Source organism: Variovorax durovernensis (assembly GCF_977011995.1).
The window spans coordinates 359,461-372,657 of sequence record NZ_CDRNCW010000001.1 but is presented as its reverse complement, the minus strand read 5'-3'; the positions used below and the strand labels follow the sequence as shown (position 1 = coordinate 372,657).

At 62.5% G+C, this 13,197-nt stretch carries 9 protein-coding genes and 1 pseudogene; 4 read left to right on the top strand and 6 right to left on the bottom strand.

Annotated features, from left to right (window positions below; translation table 11 throughout):
• Positions 1 to 73: 73 nt before the first annotated feature.
• From ACWV14_RS01700 to ACWV14_RS01690, 3 genes are all read right to left on the bottom strand, one after another.
• Positions 74 to 1,510 (bottom strand): ammonium transporter, encoded by a 1,437-nt coding sequence (locus tag ACWV14_RS01700; RefSeq protein WP_454902128.1) that lies wholly within the window; start codon positions 1,508 to 1,510, stop codon positions 74 to 76.
• A gap of 29 nt (positions 1,511 to 1,539) precedes the next feature.
• The gene (gene glnK, locus ACWV14_RS01695) at positions 1,540 to 1,878 is read right to left on the bottom strand and encodes a P-II family nitrogen regulator (RefSeq protein WP_007833403.1); all 339 of its coding nucleotides are present in this window, start codon (positions 1,876 to 1,878) and stop codon (positions 1,540 to 1,542) included.
• A gap of 67 nt (positions 1,879 to 1,945) precedes the next feature.
• Positions 1,946 to 2,815 carry a TorF family putative porin gene (locus ACWV14_RS01690; RefSeq protein WP_454902124.1) on the bottom strand — a complete coding sequence of 290 codons (870 nt, stop codon included), beginning with the start codon at positions 2,813 to 2,815 and terminating at the stop codon, positions 1,946 to 1,948.
• A gap of 221 nt (positions 2,816 to 3,036) precedes the next feature.
• On the opposite strand from ACWV14_RS01690, the pseudogene ACWV14_RS01685 reads away from it, so the two are divergent.
• The 3 genes and pseudogenes from ACWV14_RS01685 to istB form a co-directional block, all read left to right on the top strand.
• Positions 3,037 to 3,282: pseudogene (locus ACWV14_RS01685) on the top strand (magnesium chelatase domain-containing protein); the annotation flags it as partial.
• A 436-nt stretch (positions 3,283 to 3,718) separates the two neighbouring features.
• Positions 3,719 to 5,308: an IS21 family transposase gene (istA, locus tag ACWV14_RS01680; protein ID WP_454901620.1), complete on the top strand. Its 1,590-nt coding sequence runs from the start codon at positions 3,719 to 3,721 to the stop codon at positions 5,306 to 5,308.
• A complete protein-coding gene (gene istB / locus ACWV14_RS01675) occupies positions 5,298 to 6,101 on the top strand; it encodes an IS21-like element helper ATPase IstB (RefSeq protein ID WP_454901618.1) in 804 nt (267 codons plus the stop codon). The genes istA and istB overlap by 11 nt, the downstream gene beginning before the upstream one ends.
• Positions 6,102 to 6,286: 185 nt before the next feature.
• On the opposite strand, the gene ACWV14_RS01670 is transcribed toward istB, so the two are convergent.
• The 3 genes from ACWV14_RS01670 to ACWV14_RS01660 all read right to left on the bottom strand — a co-directional run bounded on the left by ACWV14_RS01670 (position 6,287) and on the right by ACWV14_RS01660 (position 12,691).
• A protein-coding gene (locus ACWV14_RS01670) for an IS3 family transposase (RefSeq protein ID WP_454902123.1) occupies positions 6,287 to 7,485 on the bottom strand; the annotation gives its coding sequence in 2 pieces (ribosomal slippage) (positions 6,287 to 7,218 and positions 7,218 to 7,485; 1,200 coding nt in all).
• Between the two features lie 33 nt (positions 7,486 to 7,518).
• A complete protein-coding gene (locus ACWV14_RS01665) occupies positions 7,519 to 9,942 on the bottom strand; it encodes a heavy metal translocating P-type ATPase (RefSeq protein WP_454902121.1) in 2,424 nt (807 codons plus the stop codon).
• A 172-nt stretch (positions 9,943 to 10,114) separates the two neighbouring features.
• On the bottom strand, positions 10,115 to 12,691 hold the full coding sequence (locus tag ACWV14_RS01660) for a heavy metal translocating P-type ATPase (RefSeq protein WP_454902120.1): 2,577 nt from the start codon (positions 12,689 to 12,691) through the stop codon (positions 10,115 to 10,117).
• 55 nt (positions 12,692 to 12,746) lie between these two features.
• On the opposite strand from ACWV14_RS01660, the gene cadR reads away from it, so the two are divergent.
• Positions 12,747 to 13,187 (top strand): Cd(II)/Pb(II)-responsive transcriptional regulator, encoded by a 441-nt coding sequence (gene cadR, locus ACWV14_RS01655; RefSeq protein ID WP_454902118.1) that lies wholly within the window; start codon positions 12,747 to 12,749, stop codon positions 13,185 to 13,187.
• Positions 13,188 to 13,197 lie beyond the last annotated feature (10 nt).

The following is a 13,197-nucleotide window of genomic DNA, read 5'->3' as shown; positions in this document are numbered from 1 at the left end:
TCAATTCAGGAGCACCGCGGAACCGGCTCCGCCGGGCCGCAGGTGCTGCCCCCTGCAAGGGGGCATTGGGGGTTTACCTGTTGTATGCGGTCTCGCCGTGCGAGGAGATGTCGAGGCCTTCGCGCTCTTCTTCTTCCGACACACGCAGGCCGAGGGTCAGGTCGGCGATCTTGTAGGCGATGAAGGCCACCACGCCGGACCACACGACCGTGAGCGCCACGCTCTTGATCTGGATCCAGACTTGCGCGCCCATCGAGAAGGTATCGGGCGTCGCGCCGCCGGTGCCGCCGAGGCCCTTGGCAGCGAACACGCCGGTCAGGATGGCACCCAGGATACCGCCCACGCCGTGCACGCCGAACACGTCGAACGCGTCGTCCGCACCCAACATGCGCTTCAGGCCGCCCACGCCCCACAGGCAGACCAGGCCGGCCAGCAGGCCCAGCACGATCGAACCCATCGGGCCGACGAAACCGGCGGCGGGCGTCACAGCCACGAGGCCGGCAACGGCACCGGACGCAGCGCCCAGCATCGAGGCCTTGCCCTTGTGCAGGCTCTCGCCCAGGATCCACGACAGCGCGGCGGCAGCGGTGGCGAGCACCGTGTTGATGAAGGCCAGGCCGGCCAGGGCGTTGGCGGCACCAGCCGAGCCGGCGTTGAAGCCGAACCAGCCGACCCACAGCAGCGAAGCGCCGACCATGGTGAGCGTGAGCGAGTGAGGCGTGAACGCTTCCTTGCCGTAGCCGACGCGCTTGCCGACCATGTAGGCACCCACGAGACCGGCCACACCGGCGTTGATGTGCACCACGGTGCCGCCGGCGAAGTCCAGCGCGCCGTCCTTGCCCAGCAGGCCGCCGCCCCACACGATGTGGGCGATCGGCACGTAGCTGAAGGTGAACCACAGCACCGAGAACAGCAGCACGGCCGAGAACTTGGCACGTTCCGCGAAGGCGCCGACGATCAGCGCCACGGTGATGGCCGCGAAGGTGCCCTGGAAGGCGACGAACACGTATTCAGGAATGGTGGTAAGCGCACCGAAGGTTTCCTGCGTGATGCCCTTCATGAAGATCTTGTCGAAGGTGCCGAAGAAGTTTCCGTCACCCGAGAAGGCCAGGCTGTAGCCGTAGATGGCCCACAGGATGCTGATGAGCGAGAAGATCACGAAGACCTGCATCAGCACCGACAGCATGTTCTTCGAACGGCCCAGGCCGCCGTAGAACAGCGCGAGGCCGGGGATGGTCATCAGGATCACGAGGAGGGTCGAAGTCAGCATCCAGGCGGTGTCGCCGGAGTCGATCTTCGGAGCCGGTGCAGCGGCGGGTGCGGCTGCAGGCGCAGCAGCGGCCGGTGCCGCAGCTGCATCGGCCGCCGGAGCCGCAGCGGGCGCTGCCGCTGCGGGAGCCGTTGCGGCCGGTGCCTCGGCAGCGGGCGTTGCCGGGGTCTGTGCGAAGCCGGAGGTACCGGCGGCGAGCACGCTCAAGCCGAGCGCAAGAGAGACAAGCAGTTTTTTCATAATCGTTGTTCTTTCGGGCCTGGACTCGATCAGAGGGCTTCGCGGCCCGTTTCGCCGGTGCGGATGCGAACGACCTGCTCGAGGTTGTAGACAAAAATCTTGCCGTCACCGATCTTGCCGGTGCGGGCGGCGCCTTCGACGGCTTCGATCACGCGATCGACGAGGTCGTCGGAGACGGCCGCTTCGATCTTGACCTTGGGCAGGAAGTCGACCACGTACTCCGCGCCGCGATAGAGCTCGGTGTGGCCCTTCTGGCGTCCGAAGCCCTTCACCTCGGTGACGGTGATCCCCTGCACGCCGATGGCCGACAGTGCTTCGCGCACCTCGTCGAGCTTGAACGGTTTGATGATGGCTGTGACCAGCTTCATGAGTTTTCTCCTTTGGATGGAAATGAAACGATGCGGCAGCTTGGGCCGCACCTCGTTGTTCTGCTGCTTACAGCGTCTTCGTCAGCGTGAGGATGAAGCGCGCCTTGTTCGGCGAGTAGGTGGTCTGGCCGATGGGGCCGAAGCCGAGGTCGACGCCGGGGTTGGACACCGCGAGGTACGAGCTCTGCTTGTTGGCGCCCTGCACCGAGCCGGTCAGCGACAGGCCGTTGCCGAAGTCGTAGCTCGCGCCCACGTTGTAGTCCACGTAGCTCTTGTAGCCCAGGCTGCGGATGTCGCTGGACATGTTGGTGTAGCCCACGGCTGCCTTCAGCGTGACCTTGGGCACGATTTCCTTGCTGTACGACAGGTTCAGGTAGCCGGTGTTGGTGCCCTTCAGGCCCGAGCCGGCCTTGTTGCCGGCGTAGCCGAAGTAGTCCTTCGACACGGTGTGCGAGTACTTGGCGGTGAACGAGCCGAAGGTTTCGTTGGCGTACGTGCCGGCAACGTACAGCTCGGTGGTGTTGCCCGCCGAGTTGCCCGGGTAGATATAGGTGAGCGCGCCCACGTCCATGTCGAGCGGACCGGCCTTGAACTTGTAACCGCCGTAGAGGTCGCTCTCGATGCTGTTGCCCTTCTGCCAGTTGACGCTGGAGTTCCAGTTGCCCACGTAGAAGCCGCTGCTGCCGAAGGCGTAGTCGAAGCCGCCCTGGATCGCGGGCTTGAAGCCCTTGGTCTTGGCATAGTCGTTCTTGCCGATCATGTCCTGGTCCTGGCCGCGGAACTTGTAGTTCGAGGTCAGCGAGATGTTGCCCGTGAAATCCGGGGCGGGCGCGGGCGCTGCTGCTGCGTCGGTCGTTGCCTGAGCCAGGGCTGCGCCCGAAGCGGTCAATGCAGCGGCCAGAACGATCATCGCCTTGGCGGCGGTACGGTGCGTCATCGGGAAACTCCTCGCGTGTGAAGTGTGTTGTTGGACCTGAGAGGCTCAAAGCAGGGAGCGTGCCAAACTGCACAAATACCTGTGCCCCATGCGACTCGCTGGCGTCGCGTTGTGAGCGAAATCGTTACAACGCTTGTTTCGAGCGGTTGCGGCTTTCAACAGGTTCGCACCACCGCGGACACACCAAAGATGGACGCACCATCTTGGGGACAGGGAGAGAAATGAGTTTGTCTTTGGTGCAGGGCCGAGCCTTGCTGGGGCTGGAAGCGGCCAGTGTCACGGTCGAGGTGCATCTGGCCAACGGCCTGCCCAGCTTCACGCTGGTCGGCCTGGCGGAAACCGAGGTCAAGGAAGCCCGCGAACGGGTGCGCTCGGCCATCCAGAACGCGGGGCTCGAATACCCCAACAACAAGAAGATAGTGGTGAATCTGGCCCCCGCGGACCTGCCCAAGGACTCCGGGCGCTTCGTTAGAGAGCGTTCACTCTGTTAGAACAGAATGTGTTCTCTGACAGTCTCGTTAGAGATGAGTAGCAGGAGGGGTCCGGGGAGGGGCACATGACGCGGAAGGCTGTGGATAACTTTCGATTGGAGCGCTGGCGCGGGCTGCACGCGGCCGTCTTGCTGCCGCTCCTGGCTGACTTCGCGAAGCAGGACGCGAACTTCCGCCCCATCAAGGAACCTGGTACTACTCGCTGGCATGTTTCGGCGGGTGGAAGCGACTTCGAGTTGGTTTGCACGGGGCCGCGGTTCCTAGACACCAGGGCCAGGACCGGCGGCGCTGGCGCCGTGGACTTGGTTGTTGATTTCCATCCAGAAGTGACCCACTTGGCCCGGTGATTTCCATCTAAATCTGACCCACGTGATAACCCTAACCTGCTGCTTTTAGCAGCAGGAGCACAGGAGTGATTGACGTGGCGACACTGAGTGTCATCAGGCGTTGGGCACTGCGAGAGCAACTGTCCATCCGAGAGATAGCCCGGCGCACGGGCTTGTCTCGCAACACCATCCGCAAGTACCTTCGCGAGGGCGAGGCGGCGCCCAGCTACGCGAAGCGCATCAGCCCGAGCAAGCTCGACGCGTTCGCCGAGAAGCTCGGCGGCTGGCTCAAGAGCGAGGCGTCTAAGTCACGCAAGCAGCGGCGCACGCTCAAGCAGATGCACGCCGATCTGGTGGCGCTGGGCTACCAGGGCTCCTACAACCGCGTGGCGGCCTTTGCACGAGCGTGGCATGCGCATCTCCACGAGGTCCAGCAGACGACCGGGCGCGGCACCTTCGTGCCTCTGGCCTTCGGTCCCGGCGAGGCATTCCAGTTCGACTGGAGCGAGGACTGGGCCGTCATCGCTGGTGAACGCACCAAGCTGCAGGTGGCGCACTTCAAGCTCAGCCACAGCCGTGCGTTCATCGTGCGCGCCTACCTGTTGCAGACCCACGAGATGCTGTTCGATGCGCACAACCGGGCCTTCGAGGTACTCGGGGGCGTGCCTCGGCGCGGCATCTACGACAACATGAAGACCGCCGTGGACAAGGTACGCCGCGGCAAGGAGCGCGACATCAACGCGCGCTTCAGCGCCATGGTCAGTCACTACCTGTTCGAGGCCGAGTTCTGCAACCCGGCCTCGGGCTGGGAGAAGGGCCAGGTCGAGAAGAACGTGCGTGATGCGCGCCACCGGTTGTGGCAACCTGTGCCGGCGTTCGCCACGCTGGCGCTGCTCAACGACTGGCTGGAGGACCGCTGCAAGGCGCTGTGGGGCGAGATCGTCCACGGCAAGCTGCCAGGGACCGTAGCCGATGTCTGGGCGCAGGAACGGCCACTACTGTTGCAGATCCCCAGACCCTTCGATGGTTTCGTGGAACACACCAAGCGCGTCTCGCCCACCTGCCTGGTGCACTTCGAGCGCAACCGTTACAGCGTTCCGGCCTCCTACGCGAACCGGCCAGTGAGCCTGCGCGTGTACGCCGAACGCCTCGTCGTGGCGGCCGAGGGCCAGATCGTGTGCGAGCACACGCGCATCATTGACCGTCGCCACGACACCGCAGGTCAGACCGTCTACGACTGGAGGCACTACCTGGCAGTGCTGCAACGCAAGCCAGGAGCGCTCAGGAACGGAGCGCCCTTCAGCGAGCTGCCGCAGGGCTTCCGGCGGCTGCAGGCCGCGCTGCTGAAGCAGCCAGGCGGAGACCGCGAGATGGTGGAGATCCTGGCGCTGGTGCTGCACCACGACGAGCAGGCAGTGCTGACCGCGGTCGAACTGGCGCTGGAAGCCGGCGTGGCCAGCAAGACTCATGTGCTGAATGTGCTGCACCGACTGCTCGATGCCAAGCCCATTGCGCCGGCGCCTGTCACGGCACCGCAGGCACTGCGCCTGATGAACGAGCCGAAGGCCGATGTGCTGCGCTACGACACGCTCCGGGGGCGTGCCAGCGCTGCTGGCGGCCTGCGCGGGCCGCTGAACTCCAAGTCGAGTAGCCAGGAGGTGCGCCATGCGACATGACCCTGCCAGCGGCGCCATCGTGATCATGCTGCGCGAACTCAAGATGCACGGCATGGCCCAGGCCGTCGCGGAGCTGGCCGAGCAGGGATCGCCGGCCTTCGAGGCGGCCCAACCGATGCTCTCGCAGTTGCTAAAGGCAGAGACAGCCGAGCGGGAGGTACGCTCGGTGGCCTACCAGTTGAAGCTCGCTCGCTTCCCAGCCTATCGCGATCTCGCTGGCTTCGACTTCGCCAACAGCGAGGTCAACGAGGCGCTGGTGCGTCAGCTACACCGATGCGAGTTCATGGACGATGCGCAGAACGTGGTGCTCGTGGGCGGTCCGGGCACCGGCAAGACCCACATCGCCACGGCGCTGGGCGTGCAGGCCATCGAGCACCAACACCGCCGGGTGCGCTTCTTCTCGACGGTAGAACTGGTCAACGCACTCGAGCAAGAGAAGGCCAGTGGCAATCCCGGCCACATCGCGCACCGACTGATGTACGCGGACATGGTGGTGCTCGATGAACTGGGCTACCTGCCGTTCAGCGCATCAGGTGGCGCGCTGTTGTTCCATCTGCTGTCCAAACTCTACGAACGCACGAGCGTGGTGATCACAACCAACTTGAGCTTCAGCGAGTGGGCCAGCGTCTTCGGCGACGCGAAGATGACGACGGCGTTGCTGGACCGGCTCACGCATCACTGCCATATTCTGGAGACCGGAAACGACAGCTTCCGCTTCAAGCACAGCTCGGCTCAACCCGTTCAAGCAGTCCAACCTAAAAAGGAGAAAGCCAAGAACTTATCCACACCGTGAGCCGGCTGGCTCGCAAAGAGGGTGGGTCAATATTCGATGGAAATCGCGGGTCAGGATTCCATGGAACTCAACAGCCCAGGCTCACGTAGAGGTTCTGCTTGATGATTCGACTCGTGCTGCGCGACAGCCCTACTGCGAACGGCAACTGACCTTGCCCCTGTTTCGTGTAGCTCTTAACCCACGATTCACGCGGCCTTTTTACGCTGTGCCTCGTACCAGCGCTGCTCGTACTGCATCGGGCTGAGGTAGTCCAGCGATGAATGCAGCCTGCGGTGATTGTAGAAGGCCATCCAGTCCATCACCGCCTGCCTGGCCTGCTCACGGGTAGCGAATTTGTGCCCATGCACGCTGGCTGTTTTCAGCCGGCCCCAGAAGCTCTCGGTCGGTGCGTTATCCCAGCAGTTGCCTTTGCGGCTCATCGATGAACGCATGCCCCAGCCCTTCAAGGCATCTTGGAACTCATGGCTGCAATACTGGCTGCCCCGGTCGCTGTGGAATATCACCCCAGGAGGCGGCCTGCGGCGCCACCACGCCATGGCCAGCGCGTCCTTGACCAGGCTGGCCTGCATGTGCGGCTGCAGGCTCCAACCCACCACCTGACGGTTGAACAGGTCGATGACCGCAGCCAGGTAAAGCCAGCCCTCGTCGGTTTGGATGTAGGTGATATCGCCACTCCAGAGCTGGTTGGGCGCCTCGGGGTTGAAGCGCCGCTGTACCAAGTCGGGCGCCACCGGCAGGCTGTGGCGGCTATCGGTGGTCACCACGAACTTGCGTTTGGTCTTGGCCCTGATGCCGTGCTGCTGCATGAGTTTGCGCACCCGGTCTTTGCCCACTCGGATGCCCCGGGCCAGCAGTTCCTTGTGCATGCGTGGCCAACCGTATTCCCCCTTCACCTCGGCGTGGATGGCGCGCATGTACGCCAGCAGGGCTTCGTCGCTGTGACGCCTGGCAGGTCTACCGTGGCCAGAATCACGCCGGCGCAGCCAGTTGAAGTACCCGCTGGCGCTGACCTCCAGCACCCCGCAGGACACATTCACCGGGTACAGCTTTCTCATTTGGTGAATCCAGGCGTACCTCGCAGCGTGTCCTGCGCGAAGTACGCCGCGGCTTTTTTTGCGATGTCGCGCTCCATGCGAAGGCGAGCATTCTCTGCACGCAACCGGGCTATCTCCATCTGCTCGGGCGAGACTTGGATGCTCTTGTCACCACCGCCCGCACCGTCCAATTCTCCCTTGGCTGACAGCCGCACCCAGTTGCCCAGGCTCGCTTTGGGGATGCCCAGTACCTTGGCCACCACCGCAATCGCCTGACCCGAGCGGACCTGCCGAACAGCCTCCTGCTTGAACTCTCGCGTGTACTGCGCACGCACCTGCTTGTCACTCATCTCTGAACTCCTTGTCGGTATTTTCAACAAGGGTTAAGAACTCCACTTTTCAGGGGCAACCTCAAACTGAGCCAAGTCATCGGCCATCAGGGCGACGTCGGCGGTTTCAAGCGCAACGTCTGAGCCCGCCGCACCCATGGCGATACCGACTGTGGAGTTCGCCATCGCAGGCGCATCATTGACACCGTCTCCGACCATGGCAACCTTGCCATGCTCCTTGCGAAGCGCCTTGATTGCGTCCACCTTCTGCTCCGGCATGAGGTCGCCCTGTGCCTCGGTCAGACCGACACTCTTGGCTACCGCATCGGCGACTTGCTGGTTGTCCCCGGAGATCATGATGAGCCGCTCGATGCCAAGTGCTCGGAGCTCGGCCATGACCTGCGCCGCCACGGGGCGTGGGGTATCCATGACGGCAATCACCCCGAGGTAACGCTCACCTTTGCGCACGACCATGGTTGTTCTACCGGAAGCGACCAGCTTGTCGTTTGCCTCCTTCACGTCCTGAGGCAGTGACGAGCCTGGCAGTTCGGAAAACAGGATCGGCTTTCCGATGTATACGAGCTCGCCGTCGACTTGTGCTTGGACGCCGCGCCCGGTGATGCTTTTGACGTCGGAGACAGCAACCGCCTTCGCGCGATCACCGAGACGTTCGCGCGCGCCGGAGACGATGGCGGTCGCCAGGGGATGGTCGCTGTGCTCTTCGACGGCCAGCGCCACAGCCAACAGTTCATCATCTGTCGCGCCCTGCATTGCTACGGCATCGGTCAGTTTGGGCTTGCCTTCGGTCAGCGTTCCAGTCTTGTCGAAAGCGATGGACGTCAGCGTGCCGAGATTCTCCAGCGGGCCGCCTCCCTTGACCAAGACGCCGCCTCTGCCGGCGCGTGCCACGCCGCTGAGAACGGCGCTGGGGACGGAGATCGCCAATGCGCACGGACTTGCTGCGACCAGAACGGCCATCGCCCGATAGAAGGTGTCGGAAAACGGTTCATCGATCACGAAGCCTGCGAACAGCAGCAGGACAACCAAGGCTAGGACGGCAGGGACGAAGATGCGCTCGAAGCGTTCGGTAAATTGCTGCGTCGGCGAGCGTTGTGCCTCCGCCTCGGTCACCATCTTGACAACGCGGGCCATCGTGGATTGTTCGGCACGGCGAGCAACTGTCACCTCGATGGCACCCGACCCGTTGATCGTGCCCGCGAAAACCCGATGCTCCGGGGCAACGCGATCAAAGGCCGCGAGCGCCGCTTTGATGTCGTCGACTGGCCGCTTGTCGACCGGCACGCTCTCGCCAGTGACGGGCGACTGGTTGACGCTGGACGTCCCAACCACAACGACACCATCGGCCGGCAGCCGCTCGTTGGGCCGCACGACCACCACGTCACCGACCTTCAGTTGTTCGACAGCGACCTCCTCGGTAACATTGTCACGTCGCACAGTAGCCGTCTCGGGTGCGAGTTTGGCAAGTGCCTCGATGGCCTTTCGGGCTCGTCCCATCGCATAGTGCTCAAGCGAATGACCCAGGCTGAAAAGGAACAGCAGCAGGGCGCCTTCCGCCCACTTGCCGAGCGCCGCGGCGCCCAGCGCCGCCACCAGCATCAACGTATCAATCTCGAAACGACGCGCCTTCAGGTTCTCAAAGGCTTCCTTGACTGTATAAAAGCCGCCGAAAAAATATGCAGCGATGTAGGTGGCCGTAGGGAGCCAGACAGGTCCGGCGCCGCTGCGCTCGATCAGCCATCCTGTGGTCAACAGTACGCCCGCGAGCGCGGCAAAGATCAGTTCGCTCTTCTCTCCCAGGAGGCCACCCTCGGAGTGGTCATGACCTGCATGACCGCCAGCACCTTTCTTGCCGTGATCATGGCTTGCATGATCCGCGTGGTCGCTGTGGTCAGGCCCGCTGTGCTTGTGGCCCGCGTGGTCATGCTTGGTATGGTCAGTGGGTTCGCCGCCGGAGCGAGAGGGCTGGGATAGAGTGTCCGGCGGGACGTCCTTCGGCGGTGCGACGGCACCCGCGGCGCGGATCCCAAGCGCTGCAGCCTTCGCCCTCAAGGTTTCTGCCGACACCAGTTGCTGGTCGTATTCAATACGAACGGAGCCGGAGCCCGACACATCTGCTTCCAAGACGCCTGGAAAACTTCGCAGGTCGGCGGCAATGCTGCGCGCCGCGCGTGCATGAAGCGAGCCATCGGCCCTGATCGTCAAGTGAGAGAACCGCTCGCTCAACTGCGCGCCGACCGACCCGACCAGCTCGCGCAAGCGGGTTATGGAGACGACGGACTGGTCGTAGTGGAGGCACAACTGGGGCTGTCGATTGGCATCTCGAACGATGTGAGCCTCGGAGATGCCAGGGCGTCCCTCCAGCGCTTCTGTCAGCCGTTGTACGCAGTGATCCTCGACGTCGTCCACGTCGGGAAGGATCAGGGGTAGATCCAAACGGAGCTTGCTCGAGTCAGTCATGGACATTGCCTTCTAATGAAAAGTGAATACCGAATGCTGTGGCGCTTGCATGAACTCTTTAGCATCTCATCGCGCAGCAAATACTGTCGATCCGCTTTTGAGCCCTTGATGTGCGACAACACCCCAAGTTGTTATGCGTGTCGAGGAAGTACGAGTTCGCGCTCAACCTGTGCTACCTGGATTTGCGCAAGAGCCGCAATCCGTTGAAGACCACGGCAAGGCTGCCACCCATGTCGGCGAACACGGCCATCCAGAGCGTCGCGTCTCCGGTGACGGCAAGAGACAGGAACACGACCTTGATGCCGAGCGCAAAGATGATGTTTTGCCAGAGCACCGCCTTTGTGGCCCGGGACAAACGCACGAATTCGGCCAGCTTGCGCGGGTCGTCGTCCATCAGCGCGACGTCCGCGGTCTCTATCGCTGTGTCCGTACCGGCAGCACCCATGGCAAAGCCGATGTTGGACTTCGCCAGGGCTGGCGCATCGTTGATGCCGTCGCCCACCATGCCGACCACGATGCCTTGAGCCCGCAGCTCCTCGATCGCCTTGAGCTTTTCCCAGGGAAGGAGCTCGCTGCGGACATCTTCGATACCGACTTGCTTCGCGATGGCCTCAGCCGTGTAGCGGTTGTCTCCGGTAAGCATCACTGGTCGGATGCCAAGTTGCTTCAGCTGACGCACAGCTTCGGCGCTTTCCGGGCGCACCCTGTCGGCGATTGCGAAAACGCCGACGGCCATATGCTCTCGCATGAGCACGACAGCCGTCTTGCCTTGTCTTTCTAGGGTGTCGAGGGCAGCCTCGAGAGCTGGCGTGCTGGCGTTGGTCTCTTCAACGAGTCGATGATTGCCAAGGCGGTATCGGACATTTGCGATGAAACCCTCGATTCCGCGACCTTGCAGCGCCGTGAACTTCATGACTTCGGGCAACACTTCGCCAGCCATGTTGCGACTTGCAATCGCTTTGGAAACGGGGTGATCGCTTCTTGCGGACAGCGCTGCGGCAAGCAGCAGGACTTCCACTTCTGTTCCCTGCAATGCAACGACATCGGTGACTGCGGGCTTGCCCTGCGTCAGTGTTCCCGTCTTGTCGAGGGCCAGCACCGTCAGGCGGTGGCCTTGTTCCATGTACAGGCCTCCCTTCACCAGGATGCCGCGTCGTGCCGCTGCAGTCAGTCCTGACACCACTGAGATTGGCGTTGAGAGAACCAATGCGCAAGGACAAGCGATGACCAATAGAACCAATGCCCGATACACCCAGGTGAACCACTCGGCCCCCATTGCCAACGGTGGGATCACTGCGATGGCCAGGGCGAGGGCAAACACCGCGGGCGTGTAGTACTTCGCGAATGCGTCGACGAAGCGCTGTGTGGGCGCTCGGGTGGCTTGTGCCTCCTGGACCGCGCGGATTATTCGAGCCAAGGTCGAATCGCTGGCGCCTGCCGTCACCCGGTACTGAAGCTCGCCGTTTTGGTTGATCGACCCCGCGAAGACGCTGTCGCCGATTTCCCTGTCGACCGGCACGCTTTCACCGGTGATTGCGGCCTGATCAACGGCGGAAGCGCCCAACACCACAACGCCGTCGAGCGCGATGCGCTCCCCAGGCCGAACTCGGACCACCGTACTCAAGGCCACCGAAGAGGCCAGAACTTCGATCCAGACCGAGTTCACTTGCACGGTCGCGGTTTCCGGTGCCATCGTCATGAGGCTTTCGACCGCGCGCCTGGCGCAATCCAGAGATCGTTCCTCAATCATTTCGGCGATCGCGAAGAGGACCATCACCATGGCAGCCTCGGGCCACTGTCCCAGGATTGCCGCGCCTGTCACCGCCACCGACATCAACGCGTTGATGTTCAGATTGAAGTGACGCAGCGCGATCACTCCTTTGCGATAAGTATCCAGCCCCGCCAAGGCGATCGCAGCCGCTGCGAGCACGATGGCTCCGATCGAGTGATCGCCAAGGATCAACGCCACCCCTTCTGCAGACAGCGCCAGTACACCCCCTACGATCAGCCTCCAATGGCGTTGCCAGATCGAAGGTCCCGACCCGCTCTGATCGAGCACGGAACTGGCTGCAGGCTGTTCTGCGACGTTCGGCGCGATCGGGGCAATCGGGGCAATCGGTATCGGTGCGCCAACCGCTCGCACGGCAATGGCGCCGAGGCCACCAGATTTCGCCCTGGGCGTGCCGTTCACACCGAGTGTCACTTCAAAGCCCGAGCGCGAGGCTGCGGCAACGAGTTCACTTTCCGGTATGGCCGTGTGCTCGACGCGGACGGACCGGCGGATGTAGTCCGGCAGGAGAGCACCAACGCCGGCGATCCGGCGCAGTTCTTTTTCCACCATGTTGAACTCTGCAGCGCAGCACATACTTGGCACTTTCAGGATGGTGACGGTAGACCTTCCTGGCGTGGCATCGGCAGCAAGCGCCTTTTTTGCCATGACCTGGCCGCCAGCGAGATGGACTTCGAAACCCGAGCGCGCGGCGGCGGCAACGAGCTCGTCTTCGGGCACAGCCTTGTGCGCAATGCGAACCGAGCGGCGAAGGTAGTCCGGCAAGACGCCAACGACGCCGGCGACCCGGCGGATTTCTTTCTCCACCACACCAAATTCAGCGGCACAACACATGCTTGGTACAAGAAGCATGGTGATGCCGGATTTGAGGGAAGTGCCCAGAGGAGCCTGTGACGGTTCTGCAGTGCATCCCGCCGATTCGCAGCAGTTGCTGGCCTTCCCAGTTGCCATTTCATTCATGGCAAGATTACAAACCCTGAAGTGGATGCAGAGTCAAGCAACGAGGTGATTGATCATGAAGATAGGCGACCTAGCGACCCGGACTGGAGCTGCCGTTGAGACAATCCGTTTCTACGAGGCTGAAGGTCTTTTGCAGGCACCAGAGCGTGCTGCGAACAACTACCGCACATATGGAGAAGAGCATATCAAGCGGCTGTCATTCATACTGCGCTGCCGTTCACTTGACATGGCGCACGATGAGATCCGGGCACTGCTGAAGCTGCAAGATGATCCAGGTCGAACTTGCGTGGAGGTCGATACATTGCTGGCTGAACACGGTAGACATATCGATGAGCGCATCACTGAACTGAAGGAATTAAAGAAGCAAATTCTTGAAGTCCGCTCCTCCTGTGCCAGCAGTGGTTGTATCGGCGACTGTGGTGCCCTGGAATCGTTGAGGCAGACCACGGGGGCAAATCGAACGGCCCGCGGGAATCGCGGCCGCGTGCACAGATAGCAATGCCCTC